Consider the following 21973-nt stretch of genomic DNA (forward strand, 5'->3'; position numbering starts at 1 on the left):
GGTATTTAGGGAGTTCCAACCGGCCTGATCTGTGATTCACTACGTCGCATGAAAGCTGATTGCGATGCTGGACCGGATGACGTCGTCGCCCTGAAACAGGCGCTGGGGGCCGAGCGCGCGAAGGGATTGGAGGTCGCTGCCGAGCTTGCGGCTGCCCGAGCCAAGGCATCGGAAGACGAAGCCCTGATCGCGTCCCAGAAGCTGCAGATCGCCAAGCTGAGGCATCAGATCTACGGGCAGCGGTCGGAGCGTTCATCACGCCTGCTCAACAACTGGCGCTGACGTTCGAAGAGCAGGAAGCTGGCGCCACCGAGGACGAGCTTGCGGCGGAACGCGCCGCGGTGAAGACCAGCACGGTCCGCGCCTTCACGCGCAAGCGCACCGAGCGACAAACCTTCCCCGAACATCTGCCCCGCGAGCGGGTGGTGATCGAGCCGCCGGCGGCTTGCGAATGCTGCGGCAGCCAGCGGCTGCGCAAGCTCGGCGAGGACGTGACGCGGACGCTGGAGGTGGTGCCGCGCCAATGGAAGGTGATCGAGACGGTGCGGGAGAAGTTCTCCTGCCGGGACTGCGAGAAGATCAGCCAGGCGCCGGCGCCGTTCCATGCCGTGGCGCGGGGATGGGCCGGGCCGAGCCTGCTGGCGATGATCATGTTCGAGAAGTTCGGTCAGCATCAGCCCTTGAACCGCCAGGCCGAGCGCTACGCGCTGGAGGGCGTGCCGATAGCGCTCTCGACCATGGCGGATGCCGTGGGGTCGGTCTGTGCGTCGCTGGACCCGCTGCTGCGCCTGGTTGAAGCGCATGTCATGACGGCCGAGCGCCTTCATGCCGACGATACGACCGTGCCGGTGCTGGCCAAGGGAAAGACTGACACGGGGCGGTGCTGGATCTATGTCCGGGACGACCGGCCGTTCGGTGGTGCGGACCCGCCGGCAGCGATGTTCTACTACTCGCGTGATCGCAAGGGCGAGCATCCGCAGGCGCATCTGGCGCGGTATACCGGCATCCTGCAGGCCGACGCCTATGACGGCTATAACCAGCTCTATCTGGCTGGACGCGGCCCTGGACCGATCCACGAGGCGTCGTGCTGGGCGCATGCGCCGCGCCCGTTCTTTGCCATGGCCGATCTGGAGGAGAATGCGCGCCGCAAGGCTGCGGGCAAGAAGGAGATCCCGCTTTCTCCGATCGCAATCGAGGTCGTGCGCCGGATCGATGCGTTGTTCGAGATCGAGCGTTCCATCAATGGCAAAAGCGCGCAGGAGCGTCTCGAAGCACGGCAGACGCTCAGTCGGCCTTTGACCGAAGACCTGCGGCTCTACATGCAAGAGCAACTCGCCAAGCTCGCCCGGGGGCACGACCTTGCCAAGGCATTCAACTACGTGCTGAAGCGATGGCCGAGCTTCACGCTGTTCCTCGATGACGGTCGTGTGTGCCTCTCCAACAATGCCGCCGAGCGCGGTCTGCGAGGCATCGCCCTTGGTCGAAAATCCTGGCTCTTCTGCGGGTCCGATCGCGGCGGCCGGCGCGCAGCTGCGATGTACAGCCTGATCGTCACCGCCAAAATGAACGGGATCGATCCGCAAGCCTGGCTGACCGATGTCATTGACCGGATTGCCGCTCACCCGTCCCAACGGCTCGACGAACTGCTGCCCTGGAACTGGACGCCTCAGGCCGCAGCGCTCTCCACCCGAGCAGCATGACCACGCACGTCAACAAAGTTCACCACGTCACCACCATCGCCAAGGTTGCCAAGGACCTCGGCGAAGATGAGGAATGGTTGCACGACGTCGCCAGCGAATTGGACATCGAGGATGGCGTCATCTGGGTCTATGGCGGATGCTTACTGCAGAACGCCTTCATCGAGAGCTTCAACGGCCGCCTGCGGGATGAGCTGCTGAATGAGACGCTGTTCACCTCGCTCGCCCAGGCCCGTGTCGCTCTCCGATGATTCTTGGTCGCCGCGCGCGCCGGCGCCGTCCTGGCCGCCATTGGCTCTATGCTCTTACACTGCCCGGGAAGAATCAGGCCTGTACAATGATCGTGAAGCGGTTTTACTCTGCCCGCGCTGCCCGATCTCGCTCGCGAGACCCTCGACCTAGGCTGAAGATCGACGCGCACTGTCTTCCTCAAGCTTGAGATCCATTCGACCCTCCCGCGCGTGAAAGTCTGAATCTCTACAAATACTCGAGTCTTACTTGGGGTATATCGTCGATTTTTAAGTCAGTAGTACTAAACAGCGTAGCGACCACTTGCAGGTCTGACATGACCGAACGGTCCGGATAGATATAAAGACTGTGGAACCGAAGTATGGACCGCTTCAAGCCGTGTGTAAACTCCAATCAATTTTAGAATTAGACGGACAAAATTCTCTAAGTCATTGAGGCGTCCCCGCGGCAACCCTGACAGCGCAGAGCAAAGTGGAAAGCCCATGGTTCAAACACGCCCGAACCTCCATCGTTGCCGCTCAATAACACAAGCACGCCAAGTGTCGGACACGACGTGGTCCGTTCGCCAGCCGCGCGAACGGCTGGACGGTCGGTCACCAGACCTTCAATACCGATACCGCAAACGATGCCCGCAAAACCAGCCCCGACGAAATGCCACCCCGGAAAACATGCATTCGGGCGGCAATGAGCAACCGGGTGCGACGTTGGAAATAGGACGGCGAACGATGCGACAGTTACGCGGCTATGTACCATCGGCGCAATTGCGGTCGCTGAGAGGACACCGTGGCAAGGCGCGTCACCGTCATCGCGAATTCGGGCCCATGATCACCCGTCCCCCGTTCTGTCAACCATCGCTCGTGCGAACGAAACGGCGAGGCGGCATGTCCGCAGCGTCACGGGCTCAGGTCTTTCGGGCGGATTGCCGAGTTTGGCGCAGCGGCTCGCCGGTGAGATCGAGCCGATGAGCGTTGTGGGCGAGGCGATCGAGCGTGGCGTCAGCATCGTTTGGATATCTATTGGGCACATGCCTCTGGTCCAGGAACTGTTGGGGACGATGATGGGAAGGTGACTGCAGGGATCTTCGGAAAAGTTGCAGGAGAGCTGACGGGCGCCGGCATCGGGCGGTTCCAGCCCCCAATCATGGAGGATCAGCAGATCGACACGGCGGGGTGCCGCGGAATAACGTATGGCGGCCGTCGCCGTGCGCGAGAGCTAGGTCATCGAACAGCGGCGGAACATGTTGATAAGAGCACTGATCGATTGTCACGGCGGACTTGTGGCCGAGCGTCGAGGCCAGCCAGCCAGCCAGCCAGCCAGCCAGCTCTTGCCGACGCCGAGCGGGCCCCAGATCAGCAGGTTGGCCTGGTCGTCTATCGAGCCTCCCGACAAGCTTGGTAACCAGTAGGCAGTCGAGGCCGCGCGGGATGCCGTCGTCAATGTCCTCGACGCACGCCTACTGGCGTAGCTTAGCCAGGTGAGTGGCAAGCCGTGCTTCATGCTGGCGTCGATGGTAGCGACCTCCAAGCTAAACAATGTTAGCACGGTGACCTACACCGCTCAACCGCCTGAGCCGATCATCGAGGGCCAGCCCCGAGCCAGGATCAACGATCTCATGCCTTGGCCACTCGTCAGTATCCCGTAAGATAGGTTTGCCATCCTAGTACTGTAGGATATCTCTCGATGCTAGTCCGCGACTTAATCGAACGCAAACATCGTCAAACGGAGTTTTGAGATGGCTCGAATTCACGACACGCTCGACACAGCAGCGTTGGCTTACGGCAGTACATCAGCTTCAGCTCCGCAAGATGAAGCTGCCTTTGACCGGCATCTCGACGAGAGACCGCAGGGGCAGAACGATCAAGACGATGCGGGTAATTCCGATCCTATTTTCTTGGCGGACGTAGATCGCGGCGATGCAGTCAACCAGCAGCCTGATTTGAGGCTTGTCGTCATTTCGAACCGCGTTGCGCCGTTTGACCCCAGCAAACCTCAGACGGGCGGGCTTGCCGCGGCGCTCGAGCCGGTTGTCCAACGTTCCGGCGCCATTTGGATTGGATCCTCTGAACACCGCGGCGACGGGAGCGAGCGTCCACTGCCACTGGTGCAGACCGGTGCAGGCGAGGTGGCCAGGCTCGATCTGCCAGCTAAGGATTATCCTGGCTATTATCGCGGCTTTTCCAATTCGACGCTGTGGCCGGCATTGCACTCCCTGTCTGGCCAGATGTCGGGCTCGGACGAGGATTATGAAGGCTATCGAAACATCAATGACTTTATTGCACGCGCGGCCTTGGGGGTCCGCGATCGTGACGCTTTCTGGGTGCATGATTATCATTTGCTCCCGCTTGGAGCCGCATTGCATGACTTTGGCATAGAGCGGCCAACCGGATTTTTTCTCCACACGCCGTGGCCTGCACCCGAAATGATCGAGCGCGTACCCCATCATCGCGAATTAATGAATTCAATGCTAAAATACGATTTGCTCGGCTTTCAGACGAACCGAGATCTGGAAAATTTCGTAGCCGGCTTGCGGGCGGTTTTTGGGCTCGAGAGCAAGGACGGTGTCGTGACCACAGAGCGCGGCCAGACGCGGCTTCAAAAATTTCCAATCGGTATCGATCCCAAGCAGTTCGCGGAGTATCTTGCAGCAGATCTTTCTCCGGCGGAGCAAGAAAAAGTGTCATCACTCCTTCAAAAATTCGAGGGTACCAAATTCGCGATCGGCGTAGACCGGCTCGATTACACGAAGGGTATCGACAAACGGGTCGAAGCGCTCAATCAGCATCTCAAGGCGGAGCCGCACAGTATCTCATTGTTGCAAATCGCGCCTTCCTCTCGCGCCGACGTCGAAGAATACCAGAAATACAAAGATTCCGTGGAGAACGCGATCAATCACGTCAACAACGAGCATGGCACGAACGAGTGGAGGCCGATCCACTACACGAATGACTCGTTCAGCCAGGCTGCACTCGCGCGTCTTTACCGCGCGGCCAAGATAGGAGTGGTGACGCCGTTGCGCGACGGTATGAACCTAGTAGCTAAAGAATATGTTGCTGCACAAGATCCGCAGGATCCCGGCGTGCTGATTCTATCCAAGTTTGCCGGTGCGGCTGAAGATTTCAGCGAGAATGAGGCGCTGTTGGTGGATCCGAATTACCCTGAAGAGATTGCAGCCGCTATTTCGAAGGCAGCCAACATGCCGCTTGATGAACGTGTCGCGCGTTGGCGGCCGATGATGAACAAAATCGAATCTTTTACAATCCACGATTGGGCGGCGGACAACGTTCGAGAGATCAACAAAAGCCGGATCACCGTTCCGGCCGATCAATTCCACCGTGTCGGTCTCGGCTGGACTAACGAGTTTCAACTGCCGCAGTTCGAAAGGCATGTTGAGGCACTGAAAGCCTATAACACGATCGACTCCGCGGATGTCGACAAAAAGGAAAGGGCCCATAAAGAGGTGGAAGAGACTCGTGAGGCGTTTAGGGCGACACTGGAACATACACAGGACCGACTGTGGGACCTGCCAGGGAAGTTGTAGCCGATGGAGGCCAGAGCGAGCGTTGGCAGCTTCTTCCTATCGAAGCCAGAGAAAGTCGTGCCCCATGCGGTGCTCGATCTTGAGATGCCGATGTCGGTCCTCCGGCAATCTTCGAGCTTAATCGTAAGCGTCACAGCTCTATTCTGTCCGAAGTGTTATCCGGCTTGCGAATTGTTCCCCCTAAGCTGGGGGACCGGCGTCCAAAGATGCCCCCCGATTGTTGGCCGTAGCAGGCCTCCGACTTCGGGTTGAGCGGGTGGTCAGGGGGATGCTGGTTGCAGAGACGGTTGCGCGGATCAGGCGCGAGCGCATCGTCAAGGGCAAGACGATCAAGGAGATTGCGCGAGACCTCAAGGTCTCGCGGAAGACCGTCCGCAAGGTGCTGCGGTCGGACGAGACATCATTCGAGTACGAGCGGGTGGTGCAGCCCCGGCGGAAGCTTGGGCAATGGACAAACGAGCTTGAGCGATTGTTGTCGGCCAACGCGCAGAAGGCGTCACGCGAACGGCTGGCGTTGATCCGGATCTTTGAGGAGCTGCGCAGCCAAGGCTATGACGGCAGCCATGATGCGGTGCGGCGCTACGCCAGGCGTTGGGGCAGGGAACACGGCGAGGCCACGGCGGCGGCCTATGTGCCGTTGAGCTTTGCGCCGGGTGACGCCTACCAGTTCGACTGTAGCGACGAGATCGTTTTGTTGAACGGGGTGACGGTGACCGCGAAGGTCGCCCAGGGTCGGCTCTGTCACAGCCGGATGCTGTTCGTCCGCGCCTATCCGCGCGAGTCGCAGGAGATGGTGTTCGACGCTTACGACCGGGCGTTCGCCTTGTTTAAGGGCGCCTGCCGTTGCGGCATCTACAACAACATGAAGACCGCGGTCGAGACGATCTTCGTCGGCAAGGACCGACAATACAATCGCCGCTTCCTGCAGAATTACAGCCATCATCTGGTCGAGCCGGTCGCCTGTACGCCCGCCTCGGGCTGGGAGGAAGGCCAGGTCGAGAACCAGGTCGGCCTAGTCCGCGAGCGCTTCTCCACGCATCGGCTGCGGTTCAGGAGTTACGAGGAGTTGAACGCCTGGCTGCTCGACAAGTGCATCGCCTACGCCAAGGCGCATCGCCATCTCGAACTGGCGGAGCAGACGATCTGGAGGTGTTCGAGGCCGAACGCCCCAAGCTCGTCCCCTATGCCGGCGGCTCGACGGCTTCCATGCGGTGCCGGCCTCGGTCTCGAAGACATGTCTGGTCCGCTTCTACAACAACAAGTACTCGGTGGCGGCGAACGCCGCTGGCCGCCCGGTCGAGGCCCATGCCTATGCGGACCGCATCATCATCCGCCAGGACGGTAGGATCGTCGCTGAGCACAAAGCGCGCGTTCGGCCGAGGCGAGACACTCTACGACCCCTGGCACTACGTGCCGGTGCGCGTCCGCAAGCCCGCGGCCCGGGGCACCGGCGCGCCCTTTAGGACTGGGGGCTGCCGGCCGCGATGGAGCGCGTGCGACGCAGGCTCGCCGGTGTCGACGATGGCGGCCGGCAGATGGTCGATATCCTCACCGCGGCGGAGTGGACGCCCTCGGCGATCGCCTGTGTACAGGCGGTGACCTTGCCCCCAAGCTTTATCCAGGTCTGAGTTCGTTCGGCGGTTGTATATGCCAATACGGGCGGTGGTAGCGGCGGGAGCTGGCGCGGAGCCTTCACAGCGCAGCGCCAGATCCCGACGCGGATGGCAGGTTGCGGCAAACTCGGATGGTGTCTTCCATCCGAGCTGGGAGTGCGGCCGAGCGTCATTATAGTCGGCCCGCCAGCATCGGAGAGCGACGCAGGCCTGGGCGAGCGAGGTGAACAGCGTCTCATTCAGCAGTTCATCCCGCAGGGGGGCGTTGAAGCTCTCGATGAAGGCGTTCTGCATGGGGTTGCCCCGTGCGATGTAGTGCCAGGCGACACGGCTCTGATCGGCCCATGTCAGGATGGCATTGCTGGTGAGCTGGCTGCCGTTGTCGCTCACCACCATCCTGGGCTTGCCGCGCTCGGCGACCAGCCGGTCTAGCTCCCGAGCGACCCGGGCGCCCGAGAGTGAGGTGTCGGCCACCAGCGCCAGGCACCCGCGGGCGCAGTCGTCGACCACGGTCAGGATGCGAAAGCGCCGGCCGTCGGTCATCTGATCCGACACAAAGTCGAGCGACCAGCGATCATTCGGGAGCAGCGGCACCGTCATCGGCGCACGTGTGCCGAGGGCCCGCTTGCGGCCACCTCTGCGGCGCACCGTGAGCCGTTCCTCCCGGTACAGCCGGAACAGCTTCTTGTGATTGACCAGGTAGCCCTGTCGCCTGAGCAGGACGTGCAGGCTTCGATAGCCGAAGCGGCGGCGCTCATGTGCTATCGCCCTCATGCGCTGCCGCAGCCCGGCATCATCGGCCCGGCTCGTCTGGTATCTGACCGTCATGCGGCAACAGCCGATGGCTTTACACGCCCGCCGTTCGCTCATCCCGTGAACGCCCACGAGATGTGCGACAGCCTTCCGCTTCGCCGCGGGCGTCACCACTTCTTTCCCAGGAGATCCTTCAGGGCGGCATTGTCCAGGATGGCGTCCGCCAGCAGCCGCTTGAGCCGCGTGTTCTCGTCCTCCAGCGTCTTCAGCCGCTTGGCCTCCGAGACGTCCATTCCGCCGAATTTGGCCTTCCACTTGTAAATGCTGGCGTCGCTCACGCCATGCTTGCGGCACAGATCGGCGACCGCAACGCCAGCCTCGTGCTCCTTCAAAATCCCGATGATCTGCTCTGCCGTAAAGCGGCTGCGCTCCATGCTCTGGTCCTCTCTAGGGGCCAGAACGAACTTCAAACTGGATTATGCCCGAGGGGCAAGGTCATAGCGATAGTCCATATCGTGATATAGGTGCAGTCGGAGTGCCAAAGCATGTTCGGTCGTGCCCTTGAACTTGCGGTTGACGCCCATGTCAGCAGGATAGCGGGCGCGTCCTCCACGGCGTAGGCGGGCTTCGTGCTGGATGCGCTGGAGCAGGCACTGCATTGATCGACAGCCGGTCCATCGCGGCGGACTCGTGCACTACAGCGAAGAGGCAGTCAATGCGTATTCATTGAGTACACCAACCGCGTGGCTGATGCTCGCGTCGAGCCGTCTGTCGGCAGTGTCAGAGAGTCTTACGACTATGCTCTCGCCAAAACCATTAACTGTCTTGACGAGGCCGAGTTAATCCATCGGCCGTGAACCACGGCGCAGCTTCGAAGCCGCCGAGCTCGCTTCCTTGGAATGGAAGGACTGGTTTGGTCAAACTCAGACTCCTGGAATCTATCGGAATAGTGCCGCCGGCGAAAGCCGATCAACGCTACTACGGCCGTGCCGGACCACTCGGTTATAGCCGTATAACTCAAACCATTTTGCCTCCGGCAAACCCGGGGCAGTTCATTATTCGCGGCGCGCCGATATGCGACGCAGCGCTTGAGGAGTAAAGTCGACCTGGAATTAGGCGAAAGGCTGTATTCACCAGAGAGCGCGTAGCCTGCGAGCAGCGCACAATAGCCAGCATCCCATGGAGAGCTCCCACAGTCTTATGTCGGTACAGCAAGAGTCTTGCCAGTACTTGTCTTCCGTCGAGTTTTTAGGCGTCACCAGAAATGACCACGGGTTCTTAGCTTGCAGCCGTTATGAGTCCGCTCGAAGAACGTGCCTTGGGAAGCTTAACAGATCCGATCGGTTGGACTGTGAAGTCCGCGGCTAGGTCTTGGTAAGACAGGACAGGCAGGTCGAGCCCGTTTCGCGTGAGAAAGCCGCGTACGAAGCGCCGGATGTCCATGGAACCGAGAACGACGGGCTGGCTCTTACTTTGCGCGATGGTCGTATGTATCTGACGAAATTGTGCGAGCAGCTTTTCACTCTGCCAATCATCTAAGACAAGGTAAGGGCCGACGGCTGTTTCTCTCACTGCTCCGCGGATGATTTCCTCGCTCTCGCGCTCAATGATAAACGCAACCACAACTCGATGCGCGTTAGCATACCTAAAGCAGATTTGCCGCTTTAGAGTTGCACGAACATATTCGGTGAGCAGTACAGCATTTTGCTCTCGCTCGCTCCATTCTGCTAGTGCCTCCAGAAGCAAGCGAGTATTCCGGATTGGAATGCCCTCGTCGAGCAAGCGCCGCAGAACCTCCGCTATCCGAGGGACGGTAGCCGTACGGAGCACCTCCTTCACCAGATCGGGATATTCCTGCTCCATTCGTGCGAGCAATTGCCGGGTTTCCTGGATGCCGACGAAGCGCTGTGCATAGCGAGTCAATGTAGAATGGAGACGCAAGGCAAGAACTTCGCTAGGTCGGAGAAAGCCGATTCCTGCGGTCTTGAGAGCCGTAGCATGCTTTTCTTCGATCCAAACGCGATTAGTCTCCGAGTCTTGCCGAAAGGGGATTCCGCTCAATTCGATGTTCGCCACATCATCGTTAAGCGCTAGGTGTCCTGGATTGATCACATCGCGCTCAACTGGCACACTGTCGACATCCAACCTGAATTGCGACGCGGACAAACTCTCACCGGTCTGGGCCGGAATGCGCGGAATTGTGATGCCAAGATCCGCAGACACCAGCGTTGAAATTCGTGCAATGCTCTCTTCCAGCTCGCCTCGGTCGATTGATTCCGTCAGGTTCGGTGCAAGAAACAAAGCTATGGGGAGCGCTTCCGCATGTACGGTCTGCTTCTGATTTGCTGAGGGAGCGGGCGCTGAATCGGCGGTCCGGGTTAGTGATTTGGCCTCAGCCTTGTCTCCCTTGTCGCCGATCTTGACGTAGCTTGCCGAGGCGAACAGCCCAGCCAGGACGACAAACGGTGCTAGTGGAAACCCGGGAATAAGACCCATGAACACCAAAACGCAGGCAGCTAGCCTGAGCGCCTGCGTACTTGCGGTAAGTTGGTGAACGATATCTGCGCCGAGCTTAAGCTTCGATGGCCCGTTGACGCGCGTGACAATCGTGGCGGCGGTAATGGAGAGCAGGAGTGCCGGAATCTGTGAAATGAGCGCATCACCGATTGTCAATAGCGTATAATGATGCATCGCTTCATCTAGCGACATGCCTTTGGAAAGTAGTCCGATGCTGATGCCACCCATCATGTTAATGCAGATGACGATCAGACCGGCGATTGCATCTCCCTTGACAAACTTCATAGCGCCATCCATCGCGCCATGCAGTTGACTCTCTTGCTCCAGCGCGGCACGCCGACGACGTGCTTCGTGTTGATCAATGTGGCTGTTGCGCAGTTCCGCGTCTATTGCCATCTGCTTGCCCGGCAGAGCGTCAAGCGTGAAGCGCGCCGACACCTCTGCGACACGTTCGGCCCCCTTGGCAAGAACCATGAACTGGACCATGGTCACGATCAAAAAGATTACGATCCCGACCGCGATGTTTCCGGAAATGACGAAGTCGCCAAAAGTGTGAATGATGCTGCCGGCGTCGCCCTCAGCAAGAATCAACCGCGTCGTCGCGATCGTTAGCGCTAGGCGAAACACTGTAGAGATCAGGATAACACCCGGCAAAGACGAAAAATCGAGCGGTGTGCTGAGATAGAGGGCGACCATCAGCAGCAATATTGCGAAGCCGAGATTAAAGCCGATCAGCATGTCGATGACGATAATCGGGATCGGCATGATCATCATGCCAATCGCCAGAAGCAGCATCAACGCAACCATGAAGTCTGGATGGGCCGGAGCGCGCGAGATGAAGTCACGCAAGATGTTCGCCATAATGAATTCCTGTTTTTACTTGATGACGACCGTGCTCGCGCGCAGCGAGATGTAGGTCTGGAAGACCTCGCGAGCCTCGGACATGCGCCCAGCTCGCCGTAGCGCGTGGCTACGCAGCAGCGTCATCGGAACGCGCGAAGAGGGGTGCGTATCAAGAGCCTCTAGGCGATCAAGTACATCAAGCGCTTCATCGCCAAGGTGCTCTGATATTAGTGTGTAGGCGAGAATTCGCAGCAAACCGATGTCGTCGGAGTGCTCGCGAGCTGCAATTCGCAACAGAGCCAGACTAGGAGCGCTCTGCCCGCACGCGAGGTAGACATAGGAAAGGGCGCAAAGCAGGTCGCGCTCCGGCCCGGAGATCGACCAAACCTCGCCGGACTTGGGGGCCTCTGAGCCAGCAGGAGGGGCGACCCGATGTAATCCATCGCGATTATTCATGGCTAGCCTTTGATCAAGTTGTTTTGGTTCTGTCGGAGCATGATAAATCGCTGTAGATCGTGTTGCAGAATATCCAAACACTCTCGCGCCGTCTCGTCGTCCGGCGTTACCTCTAGGGTACGAGTGAGACGTTCCAGAAGAACCGCGTGCTTCTCGGCGCGCAGGACGTCGGGGTGACGGAGGCGTGGAATGACAAAGGAGAGTAGACCGCGCGCCAGACTAGGACCATACAGCGAAGCCAAAATCGTGCGTGGATCGACGTCATTTGCTCCGGCCTCGCCTTCAAACAGAGCAATGCGCGAGATGGCGCCGATGTAACTAACCTCAATCGTAGGTTCAGGAGCTTCATCTATTGTGTAGTCATGCGAGGCGTTGTCCCGCCAGGACGCGCGCTTCGTGCCGCTATTCGCCTGGATGCCTCCGACCTCCAATCTCTGCGGAGAGGGTGAGGCAATGATCGGTGTGAGCTGGTCCGCGTCTAATCCCTGCGATGAAGTGGCGGGCCCTACGGGGTGCTGGGGCAGCCTAGCCATCGCATTTTCCTTTGTCCTTGCGGGGGAGAGATACTAGTAGGGTAATGTAGCAGATCGGCCGTTGCGTTTAAGTAAAACGCGACTCTCGTCAATTTTATCAATGGTCCATCCATTACTTAAGAGGGCGCCGACAAAGTACTTTTGGCCCGCAATAAGTAGATAAGGGTCGCGGCCGCGCCAAACGGCCTGAACGGCAATTGAGGAGGGTGTTTTTTCCTCTTTCACTATGACCGCATTGACAAGAACGGGAGTGCCGTTGGTCTGAAGATCGAACCATTTCTGGAGTTCCTTCCACTTCGCGACGAGGTTCGGGGGGATGGTGCCTTCCGCGGTTACTACACCGGTATCATGCCGAATGTGTAGTCCAGTAAGACCTGCTAAATCGACTTGTTTTCGTAGCGAGGCGGCGATCTCGTCAGCAATAACTGTTGCATCGAAATGATCGGCGGTTGACTTAGCTGCAGTCTCGATATGTGAGGCCTCAGCATTTGACGCTGTCGGCTGATCGTTGAGGGGCAGGTTAAACTGAACCAGGCCGCCAATAGTTGAGCTGAGCAACAGCAGGCAGAACGCCACAATTGATGCGCGAGAACGCGTGCTGGAAGCAGCCGTCTGGTTGCCCTCGGTTGACCAGCGCATCGACATCGCCCCGGCTTGAACCACCGAAGGCAGAGGAACACTCAAGCGCTCGCCTGCGATAATGCTTCTGCGTCCTTCCACGCTGACGGGGGCAGAGAGTGCCTCGATTTCGATTGAATCGCTTTTCTGAATGATACGAAAGTGATGGGGGGCGAGCTCTTGTTCAACGAATATAATATCGGCATCGAGGCCGCTGCCCACGATGCTGTTGAGGCCCGTCGCCTTGCCTCTGAGGCCAGCGTAGAGCCCGGAAAGCACCTCGAACTCCAATGAAATGGATTCGTCCACGGAAAATCTCCTGAACAACGAGATAAGCCGTACGGCAATGCCGCACGGCTCGTCGACAGTTCGTCATTCACAGCGAGGCGACAGCCATAGCGCGGTGAGTCAGCCGTCGTGGAAAATCACTGGACGCGCTCGTCTGCGACCTTCTTCTCAGAAGAGAGCTCTGTCGTAATCCTCCGCATCGAGACAGCCTGCGACTGAACCTTCTGGCTAACGCGCTCGAATTCAGCCATCTGGCTCTGGAAGCCAGAGTCTCCAGTCTGCTCGGCGCCCGCGGCGCCGCCATTGCCGCCAACATTATCGATTGCCATGTCTATCCACCTTTGTTCAGTACGTTGGGTACGGTTAGTTACGAGATGCGCGCCTGCGAAACGAACGCGGGAACACAAAGGAACATCGGCGCGCCACCGAGGGTGCTTTGGCCGATGTTGAGGTCCATGCTTTTGCAGGGGGTGTCAGGCTTAAGTTGTGCCTCGATCTTTTCGCCGAGGTCGCTATGGCCGGCTGCACTGCCATCGCCCTCGAGCTCGGGCACCAGGGCGTGGATCGCCTTGTCAAATACCTTGTCCACGGTTCCGCCCAGTACCGAACCAATTGCCGCTCCGGCTGGGCCGCCAAGGTATCCGCCGGCGGCGCCTCCGATCATTTCTCCGATCATCGCATTCTCCTGTCTTTGTTTCGCTCAATATCCGACTGCTCGCCGAGATTGAGTGAACTTAATGTATGGGCGGCAGCTTTCTAAAAGCTGACAAGTCTTACGTTAGGAAGAGGTGGTTGATCTTTGTGGTGGCATTAAATCGCGTAAGCTCGGGGCTGCGGCGCGCCTTGCGCCGGGAGCTGATGCGTGGTGAAGCCATAGGACTCGGTACTGTAGCCAGGTCTGTGGGCCAGACGTAAGTGGAAGTGATCCCGTCAAAGCTGCGGCGGTCTCATTGGTCGCGGGCGGCCAATGAGCGAGTCGTCGCTGTGGTGCTGCAGCCGGGCGCGACGATCCTGGGTGTGGCGCTTTCGGGGGGGGCATCCAGCCACTTGTTCGGCTGGTGCCAGCGGCCTTGCGGAAGGAGGCGACGCCGCTCGGCTTCGCCGCGGTGACGATCGCTGCCGATCTGCATGTGGCATTAGCCTGCATGCGTGGACTGATCGAAGTCCAGATTGGGGCAAAGTCCGGATCTGAGGCGCGGTGCATCCCTCGACGGTAACGGCGGGAGCGCGGCACTTCGGACGGGCTCGCGATCACGGTTCCGATCCGCTTCAACACCAAGGCCTGGCTCGCCGAGGTCTTTGTCAGGGTGCCCGATCATCCGGCCAGTAAGGTCGCCGATCTGGTTTCCTGGATCTGGCGGGCCACCCAGACCGCAGCCATTGGCTGATCAACAGCTGGGACCGTCCAGAGCAGTCGCTAGCCTGTGGTCTTCACCGGAAGCATGCGCGTCTTCGTGCAGGAGTCAACTTTTCTGGCGAAGGCTCTGCAGTGCGTTCGAGCGGTTGTGCAGCAATCGAAGACCCGCGCCGCTCAATAGTAAAAAGGTCGATCTTGTTGCGGTTAGCAGGCGTTCGGTGCGTCGTGGTCGCCAATCTGTGGGATCAGCGGGTGAGGTAACTATGAAAATGATTAGCGGACAAGCGGGAATGGTCGCATGAATCGGGACGTGGCCGTAAGAGTGAGTGTCGATCGTGTCCCATAGAGTGGTGTAGCTGGCATGGTGGATCACCGGGCGATTCCGGTGCGGGCCGAGCTCGTCAGCCTGCCACGGCGGGCAGGCCGGCAATGGGATCATCGCTCAAAGGCGCGATGGTTTCCAGCGTCATGTAGCGGGCGCGCTGGACGGCCCACTCGTCGTTCTGCTCGAGCAGGATCGCACCGACGAGACGGACGATTGCTTCCTCGTTTGGGAAGATGCCGACGACCTCGGTGCGGCGCTTGATCTCGCCATTGACCCTCTCGATTGGATTGGTCGAGTGCAGCTTGGCGCGGTGCTGTGCCGGGAAGCTCATATAGGCGAGCACGTCAGGCTCGGCCTCATCCATGAGGGCGGCGAGCTTGGGCACGTTGGGACGGATCTGGTCGGCGACCTTGCGCCATTGCGCCTTGGCTGCCTCGGCGTCGTCCTGGGCAAAGGCCGTGGCGATGAAGGCGGAGACCACGCGGCGCCCGCTCTTACCGGCATGAGCGAGAGCGTTGCGCATGAAGTGAACGCGACAACGCTGCCAGGTGGCATTGAGCACCTTGGCGACGGTGGCCTTGATGCCCTCGTGAGCATCCGAGATCACGAGCTTCACGCCACGCAGTCCACGGCGTGTGAGCTTGCGCAGGAACGCGGTCCAGAACGTCTCGGCCTCGGACGGGCCGACGTCCATGCCCAGCACCTCGCGCCTTCCGTCGCTGTTGACGCCGATCGCGACGATCACCGCGACCGAGACGATGCGCCCATTCTGGCGCACCTTCACGTAGGTGGCGTCGATCCACAGATACGGCCAGTCGCCTTCGATCGGACGGGCGAGAAAGGCCTTTACCTTGTCGTCGATCTCGCCACAGAGCCGGCTCACCTGGCTCTTGGAGATGCCGCTCATCCCCATCGCCTGCACGAGGTCGTCGACCGAACGGGTCGAGACGCCCTGCACGTAGGCTTCCTGGATCACGGCGGTCAGCGCCTTCTCGGCCATCCGGCGCGGCTCCAGGAAGCCCGGGAAGTAGCTTCCCTTGCGCAGCTTGGGAATGCGCAACTCGACCGCGCCGGCACGCGTTTCCCAGATCCGGTCACGGTAGCCGTTGCGCTGCGCCAGACGCTCGGAGCTCTTCTCGCCATAGGCCGCTCCGGTCAGCCCGGCGACTTCCATCTCCATCAACCGCTGGGCTGCAAAGCCGATCATCTCGCGCAGAAGATCCGCGTCCGGGGCCTTCTCCACGAGCGCGCGAAGGTTCATCATCTCGTCGGTCATCGGTGGTTCCTCGAATCAGGTTGGTGTCAGCAACCCGACCCTACCGGGCAATCGCCGGTGACCACCGCAAAGCCGTCCACCCACTACAGCGCTATGGGGGAGCGCGCGGGCGGACGGCTTTGCTCTACCGAGCTACACCACGCCCGGGGACACGACCAGAGTGGTGTCTGGCTCCTGAGAAGGCCTGAATCGTTCCAATAGAGGGAGTTGCCGGGTGGGTACCCGGTGTGATTCGCTGTCATCAGTAGCAGTGGTGCAGGCGAGGGCTGACGAGCATTTGTTCGAGAACTTGCCTGAGCAGGGTAAGTCGCAGCCCGGAGGGGGCATTTCGGTTCGACTGCGGGTGCCGGACCGTACCAGATCGTCATGCAGATAGCGGCACTGGATGAGCCGATTGCGGAGGATCATCCGGTGCGTCCGGTCTGGGCGTTCGTCGAGGCGCTGGACCTATCGCCTTTGTACGACCTTGTTAAAGCGACGGAAATCGCTGCGGACATCTTCCGGCGGCGCCGGAGTTGTTGGTTGCGCTTTGGCTGTGGGCGGCGGTTGAAGGTGTGGGCAGTGCCCGCCAGTTGGACCGGCTGTGCCGCGAACATCTGCACTACCTACCTGCGCGGCGACAATCAAGGTGAGAACCCAGCGACAATCAGGATGAGAGAGCGCCGGCGGGAGCGGGACTAAGGGAGGGCGTAGCCCGACCGGAGGACCGCTCCCGCCGGCGGCGCGCCTTATCAGGCCGTCTGGCGGCCGGGTGGGGTTGGCGCAAGCTGTTGATTCGTCTCGACAAGAGGGGATCGACGGCTTGCCTGGCCTCCACATCACCGACCACCAGATGAGGCTATACATGAGTTACCGACTGACGTTATCGGCGGAGGCCGCGGCGGCCAAAGCCGGGTTTTCGACGGCGAGCGCCTACCGGATCGAGGCCGATCCGCGGCTGCCCTCGCAGAAGCAGGCGCCACGTGGCCGGCGCCGGCCTGATCCCCTGGCGGCCTATTGGGACGCGGAGATCGAGCCGATCCTGAAGGCCGCGCCCGGGATCCGAGCGGTTGGCGTGCTGGAGGAACTGCGCCGGCGCCATCCCGACCTCAATCCCAACATCCGGCGCACGCTGGAGCGGCGCATCACGGCTTGGCGCGCGTTCAATGGCCCCGAGCGGGACGTCATCTTCCGCCAGGAGCATGAGCCCGGGCGGCTCGGCCTGTCGGACTTCACCGACGCCGGCGTGCTGGGCATCACCATCGCAGGCGCGTCCCTCGACCACCGGCTCTATCACTTCCGGTTGGCGTTCTCCGGCTTCGCGCACGCTCATGTCGTGCTCGGCGGCGAGAGCTTCGTCGCATTGGCCGAGGGCCTGCAGAACGCGCTGTGGGCGCTCGGCGGCGTCCCCAGAGAACATCGCAGCGACAGCCTGTCGGCGGCGTTCCGCAACCTCGCCATCGATGCGCGCGAGGACATCACGCAACGCTACGAGCAACTGATGCAGCATTACGGCATGGTGGCGACCCGCAACAATGCCGGCATCGCGCATGAGAACGGTTCGATCGAGAGCGCGCATGGCCATCTCAAGCAGGCACTGGAGGACGCGCTGCTGCTGCGGGGCACGCGCGACTTCGCCGATCTCGACGCCTACCGTGCCTTCGTCGACATGGTCGTCGGCCGGCGCAACGCCCATGTCGTCAAGCGGATCGCGATCGAGAAGGAGATGCTGGCACCGCTGCCGCGAGGTCGCACCAGCGACTTCGAGGAGAAGGTGATCCGCGTGACGTCGTCGGGCGGCTTCATCCTGCGCCGCGTTTTCTACACGATGCCCTCGAAGCTGATCGGCCATCGTCTGCGCGTGCGCATCTTCGATGATCGCCTCGAATGCTTCCTCGGCACCACGCAGGTCGCGATGCTCAGGCGAGGCCAGCCTGTGTCGGAAAGCCGGGGCGGACACGTCGTCGATTATCGTCACGTCATCCATGCCCTGCGCCGCAAGCCGATGGCACTTGCCAATCTCGTCTACCGCGATCAGCTGTTCCCGCGGGCAGCCTACCGACGCGCGTTCGAGACGCTGCAGGACAGATATGACGAGCGTCATGCCTGCAAGGTCACGGTCGAGCCCCTTGCTCTCGCTCACGAGCGGGCCTGCGAGGCCGAGCTCGCCGAGGCCATTGCCGCCGATCTCGATGCGGGACGGCTGCCGGATCTCGCCACGCTCCGCATCCGCTTCCGCCCCGAACAGGCATCAGTCCCCGACGTCGCCGTCGAGCTTGCTCCGCTCGCCGCCTACGACGAACTGGCGTCCCTGGGCTTTGCGCCGATGACCTCGAACACGGGAGATGCAGCATGACCAGCACGACGACACCCATTGATGCCGCGCGCGTCGAGTTGCTGCTCACCGAGCTGCGCCTGCCGAGCGTCAAGGCGATCTGGCCAAAGCTCGCCGCGCAATCTGACAAGGAGGGCTGGCCCGCCGCGCGCTTCCTCGCAGCACTCGCCGAGCACGAGGTCGCCGATCGTGGTCGCCGCCGGATCGAACGGCACATGCTCGAAGCGCGCCTGCCTGCCGGCAAAACGCTCGCGAGCTTCGACTTCGACAGCGTGCCGACGCTGTCCAAGGCGCAGGTGATGGCGCTCGCCGCGGGCGACGTCTGGCTCGAGTCTGGCGCCAACCTGCTGCTGTTCGGTCCGCCCGGCGGCGGCAAGAGCCATCTCAGCGCGGCCATTGGCCTGGCCCTCGTCGAGAACGGCTGGCGCGTGTTGTTCACGCGCACGACCGATCTCGTGCAGCGGCTGCAGACGGCGCGGCGAGAGCTGGCGCTGGAAGCGGCCATCGCCAAGCTCGACCGCTACGATCTGCTGATCCTCGACGACATCACCTACGTGTCGAAAGATCAGGCCGAGACCAGCGTGCTGTTCGAACTGATAGCCACCCGCTACGAGCGGCGCTCGCTGCTCATCACGGCCAATCAGCCGTTCGGCGAGTGGGGCCGCATCTTCCCCGATCAGGCCATGACGCTCGCCGCCGTCGACCGTCTCGTCCACCACGCCACGATCATCGAGATGAACGTCGAGAGCTACCGCCGCAAGGCCGCCCTCGGCCGCAAGCGCGGCGCCGGCCGACCGCCGGTTCACGCCACACCGAAGGAGGTCGAAAGCACGGCTGATTGACGCTGCGGCAATGCTGATTGTCGCCCAGCGTCAATCAGCCCTTGCCAAGCCGGGAGCCAGCGACAATGATCCGGCCACCCGGCTCCAATCTTCTCATCCAGATTGACGCCAAGTTCTCATCCTGATCGTCGCGCTATACCTACCGCTGGTTCTGGCGGCGTCTCGATGAACTATCACACCCTGTCGAGCTTCCGGATAGCACACCTAAAGGTTCTGGAGCGGCTTCTGGCGTAGGGCGTCGTCAGGATGGGGTCAGGCAAGTACTGGTGTCGCGCGACACTTTGGCTCAGGATAGCTTGCGTGTTCCTGGGGGGGGGCGAGTGCCGAATCGTTCCGGCGGCGTGAGCGGCTCTATAAGCTAGCTAATGGGACCGTCAATGACCCACGGCGCCGTGATCCGATCATGGCGCAGGGCCGCGATGAAGGTCATGGTCTTCCAGTGGCCGAAGGGAACGGACGCGTCCAGACGTTGTCCGCGTGGCCCCCAGCCGCGGAGCGGCGCCATGTTGGTCTTGATCCAAGTTTCGTCGATAAAGACCAGGCGGGAGACGTCAATCTTGTCCTGGTGAGCTTTCCAGCGCGTCCGCTTACGAGCGACGTCTGGGCGATCCTGTTCGGCTGCGCGGATCGTTTTTTTTATAGCTCAGCCCTTCAGCATGTACGAAGGTCCACACCGCGCGAACATCTGTTTTTATCCCGCGGGCCGCCAGCTCCTTTGTCAGTTGACGCAGCGTGAAAGGCCCCGAGCGGATGCGTTGACGCAACCAATCGGCGTTGTCTCCAGATAGAACTGGCTTCTTGTGACCGCCGATCTTGCCAGGTGTGATATTGCCGGTCTCCTGCCTCAGCTTCTTCCATTTCGGGATGCAGGACGGGCTGATCTGGAGACAGCTTGCAATCGAGCGCACGCTCTCGCCGGCATCTGCCCGCGCCAGAGCAACCTCACGGATATCTTCCGAATACGGTCGCGTCATCCATGCTGGCCTCCGCACCCCAGCATGAAGCTTGAATCAGAGATTGCCTCCCTTGGGAATCCGATTCTGAAGAAAAACAACGCGCTCTAGGATCGGCGTGTCTGTAGAGCATGACGTGTAGCCGGCGTCAGGGCTGCTTTGCAAAATTGCAAGGCCCCAACTGTCGACCGGCGTTCAAAAATGCCCCCGCGTATTGCCTCAGCGAGGAATGTTACCCGGACGAAGGTCTACGAACCGGCCCAGACCGGTCTCTGGCCGCGGCCAACTCGGTTTGGAGGGGGTGTGGGCGGGGCGGAGTGCTCATCACACGCAGCGCCGTCCACAGCCCCGGGCCGTATTTCGTCGACGGGCATGGATACGATGGCTGTCTCCGCCACTTTCCGCCGGAGGGACCGAAGCAAGCGCTGGACGATGGAATCCTGCTTGTCGCTGAACGTCAGGGGATCAATGGTGGTGAGCCGGCCCACGATGGTCAGTGCAGTGAGCTGCGGCTCGACGGCGAGCCAGCTCTCGATCGTCGCGAGATGGGGATCGAGCTTGGACGGCATGCGAACGCGCTTTTTGTATCGCCGTTTCGGCAGGCGGTGCGTAGCCCGCACCTCGGTGGTCTTTGCCGAGTTGCCAAGCGACCGGGCGAATGAGCGCGGGTCGACCGAAGATACCTTGGCAGCTATCGCAGACCGCGCTTGCCGATCCGTTCGCCGAGCTCTTCTTGTGCCGAACGGATCGTAGCAAGCAATTGCACGGGGGCGAGAGTCCGATATGTCTCGCGCAGACGGCGCTTGATCGCCGAGGGAAGTTTCGGGTGTTCGAGTGCACGTTCGTACGGTGTAGTGGGCGGATGATAGCGTTTGATGATCCTGGCACCCTCGCGTCGCTTCTCTTTAAGCTTGAATGACGGCTGGAAGAAGTTCACCAGCAGGCGTGCCGCCGCGGAGAGACGTGCCATCACCCGGGCCGTCTCGACCCCGTCGAAGCGTCCGTATCCGACAAGCCGCCTGACCACCGCGCCGTTCTTCTGCTCCACGAAAGCCTGATCGTTCTTCTTGTAGGCACGTGACCGCGTGACCTCGATCTTCTGTGCTCGGCACCATGGAACGACGACGTCGTTCATGAACGCGCTGTCGTTGTCGAAGTCGGCGCAACAGATTACCCAAGGGAACAGGCCCTGTGCTCGCGTCATCGCTTCCACGACGAGGCTGCCATCGCGTGTCACCAGAGGCAAGCATTCCGTCCATCCCGTTGCGATGTCGACCATGGTCAATGTCTGGATAAACGAGCCGGCGACGCTGGTTCCACCGTGCGCAACCATGTCGATCTCGCAAAAGCCCGGCGGCGGGTTTGCCCAGTCATTGAACCTGCGGATCGGCACCTCGCGTCGAAGCGCCGAGTAGAATCCGACCTGACAGATCTCCCTGATCCGTTGTTCGAGGGCGGCCTGGTCGGAGCGACGGGATCTGTAGTGGTAGGTCGACCTGTCGAACTCCAGGGCGCCGCAGGCCCTGCGGATCGACACCTGCCACTTGCCGCAGACCGCGTCGACGAGCTTGCGCTTCCGACCAGGCTTCACAGCTTTCGGCGGATCATGTCCTGCAGCATCTCCTTGTCGAGCGACAGATCGGCCACCAGCTTCCTCAGCTTGCCGTTCTCGTCCTCGAGTTGCTTCAGCCGCCGCATCTCGGTCGGCAGCAGCCCGTCGTACTTCTTCTTCCAACTGAAATAGGTCGCTGGGCTGATCTGTAAGCATCCGCCGTAGGCCGCAGGGGGTGCCGGTTTGCGG

General features: G+C 60.9%; 13 protein-coding genes and 8 pseudogenes. 9 read left to right on the plus strand and 12 right to left on the minus strand.

What is annotated here, in order from left to right:
- Window positions 1–48: 48 nt before the first annotated feature.
- Both BRAD285_RS04965 and BRAD285_RS35160 read left to right on the plus strand, forming a co-directional pair.
- Window positions 49–1700, plus strand: a protein-coding gene (locus BRAD285_RS04965) for an IS66 family transposase (RefSeq protein WP_157681657.1) whose coding sequence is annotated in 2 segments (ribosomal slippage) — window positions 49–265 and window positions 265–1700 — 1653 coding nt in all. Because the reading frame shifts where the segments join, the coding sequence is not laid out codon by codon here.
- 140 nt (window positions 1701–1840) lie between these two features.
- A pseudogene (locus tag BRAD285_RS35160) lies at window positions 1841–1942 on the plus strand (integrase core domain-containing protein); the annotation flags it as partial.
- A 26-nt stretch (window positions 1943–1968) separates the two neighbouring features.
- On the opposite strand, the pseudogene BRAD285_RS36595 reads toward BRAD285_RS35160, so the two are convergent.
- Window positions 1969–2118 (minus strand): annotated as a pseudogene (locus BRAD285_RS36595) (IS701 family transposase); the annotation flags it as partial.
- A gap of 1560 nt (window positions 2119–3678) precedes the next feature.
- Between BRAD285_RS36595 and BRAD285_RS04975 the strand changes: the two are divergent.
- Together BRAD285_RS04975 and istA (BRAD285_RS04980) are read left to right on the plus strand one after the other, a co-directional pair.
- Window positions 3679–5484, plus strand: a complete 1806-nt coding sequence (locus tag BRAD285_RS04975) for a trehalose-6-phosphate synthase (RefSeq protein WP_006612587.1) — start codon at window positions 3679–3681, stop codon at window positions 5482–5484.
- 268 nt (window positions 5485–5752) lie between these two features.
- A pseudogene (gene istA / locus BRAD285_RS04980) lies at window positions 5753–7082 on the plus strand (IS21 family transposase); the annotation flags it as partial.
- A 19-nt stretch (window positions 7083–7101) separates the two neighbouring features.
- Here the strand turns inward: istA (BRAD285_RS04980) and BRAD285_RS04985 are convergent.
- Window positions 7102–8284 (minus strand): annotated as a pseudogene (locus tag BRAD285_RS04985) (IS3 family transposase); the annotation flags it as partial.
- Between the two features lie 138 nt (window positions 8285–8422).
- Here BRAD285_RS04985 and BRAD285_RS36085 point away from each other — a divergent pair.
- A pseudogene (locus BRAD285_RS36085) lies at window positions 8423–8832 on the plus strand (IS3 family transposase); the annotation flags it as partial.
- Between the two features lie 296 nt (window positions 8833–9128).
- Here the strand turns inward: BRAD285_RS36085 and sctV are convergent.
- The 7 genes from sctV to BRAD285_RS05020 form a co-directional block, all read right to left on the minus strand.
- Window positions 9129–11228, minus strand: coding sequence for a type III secretion system export apparatus subunit SctV (gene sctV / locus BRAD285_RS04990; protein ID WP_006615054.1), 2100 nt, complete (start codon window positions 11226–11228; stop codon window positions 9129–9131).
- A 15-nt stretch (window positions 11229–11243) separates the two neighbouring features.
- Entirely contained in the window at window positions 11244–11666 is a 423-nt protein-coding gene (locus BRAD285_RS04995) for a M48 family metallopeptidase (protein WP_035648614.1), read from the minus strand.
- Window positions 11667–11668: 2 nt separating this feature from the next.
- Entirely contained in the window at window positions 11669–12199 is a 531-nt protein-coding gene (locus BRAD285_RS05000; RefSeq protein ID WP_006615056.1) for a hypothetical protein, read from the minus strand.
- A 33-nt stretch (window positions 12200–12232) separates the two neighbouring features.
- Window positions 12233–13126, minus strand: coding sequence for a hypothetical protein (locus tag BRAD285_RS05005; RefSeq protein ID WP_035648617.1), 894 nt, complete (start codon window positions 13124–13126; stop codon window positions 12233–12235).
- A 116-nt stretch (window positions 13127–13242) separates the two neighbouring features.
- Window positions 13243–13434, minus strand: coding sequence for a hypothetical protein (locus tag BRAD285_RS05010; RefSeq protein WP_006615058.1), 192 nt, complete (start codon window positions 13432–13434; stop codon window positions 13243–13245).
- Window positions 13435–13472: 38 nt separating this feature from the next.
- The gene (locus tag BRAD285_RS05015) at window positions 13473–13781 is read right to left on the minus strand and encodes a hypothetical protein (RefSeq protein WP_006615059.1); all 309 of its coding nucleotides are present in this window, start codon (window positions 13779–13781) and stop codon (window positions 13473–13475) included.
- Window positions 13782–14863: 1082 nt separating this feature from the next.
- On the minus strand, window positions 14864–16063 hold the full coding sequence (locus BRAD285_RS05020; RefSeq protein ID WP_087877580.1) for an IS256 family transposase: 1200 nt from the start codon (window positions 16061–16063) through the stop codon (window positions 14864–14866).
- A 253-nt stretch (window positions 16064–16316) separates the two neighbouring features.
- Here BRAD285_RS05020 and BRAD285_RS36090 point away from each other — a divergent pair.
- From BRAD285_RS36090 to BRAD285_RS36095, 4 genes and pseudogenes are all read left to right on the plus strand, one after another.
- Window positions 16317–16668: pseudogene (locus BRAD285_RS36090) on the plus strand (IS5/IS1182 family transposase); the annotation flags it as partial.
- 227 nt (window positions 16669–16895) lie between these two features.
- Window positions 16896–18398, plus strand: coding sequence for an IS21 family transposase (istA, locus tag BRAD285_RS05030; protein ID WP_244563594.1), 1503 nt, complete (start codon window positions 16896–16898; stop codon window positions 18396–18398).
- Window positions 18395–19219 (plus strand): IS21-like element helper ATPase IstB, encoded by an 825-nt coding sequence (gene istB, locus BRAD285_RS05035; RefSeq protein WP_006611535.1) that lies wholly within the window; start codon window positions 18395–18397, stop codon window positions 19217–19219. The genes istA (BRAD285_RS05030) and istB overlap by 4 nt, the downstream gene beginning before the upstream one ends.
- Window positions 19220–19372: 153 nt before the next feature.
- Window positions 19373–19580, plus strand: a pseudogene (locus BRAD285_RS36095) (IS5/IS1182 family transposase); the annotation flags it as partial.
- A 226-nt stretch (window positions 19581–19806) separates the two neighbouring features.
- Here the strand turns inward: BRAD285_RS36095 and BRAD285_RS36600 are convergent.
- The 3 genes and pseudogenes from BRAD285_RS36600 to BRAD285_RS05060 form a co-directional block, all read right to left on the minus strand.
- Window positions 19807–20193 carry a transposase gene (locus BRAD285_RS36600; RefSeq protein ID WP_006611429.1) on the minus strand — a complete coding sequence of 129 codons (387 nt, stop codon included), beginning with the start codon at window positions 20191–20193 and terminating at the stop codon, window positions 19807–19809.
- Between the two features lie 227 nt (window positions 20194–20420).
- A complete protein-coding gene (locus tag BRAD285_RS05050) occupies window positions 20421–20741 on the minus strand; it encodes a hypothetical protein (RefSeq protein ID WP_035646313.1) in 321 nt (106 codons plus the stop codon).
- A gap of 850 nt (window positions 20742–21591) precedes the next feature.
- A pseudogene (locus BRAD285_RS05060) lies at window positions 21592–21930 on the minus strand (transposase); the annotation flags it as partial.
- Window positions 21931–21973: the final 43 nt, after the last annotated feature.

Origin of the sequence: Bradyrhizobium sp. ORS 285 (assembly GCF_900176205.1) — a bacterium.
Lineage (GTDB): Bacteria > Pseudomonadota > Alphaproteobacteria > Rhizobiales > Xanthobacteraceae > Bradyrhizobium.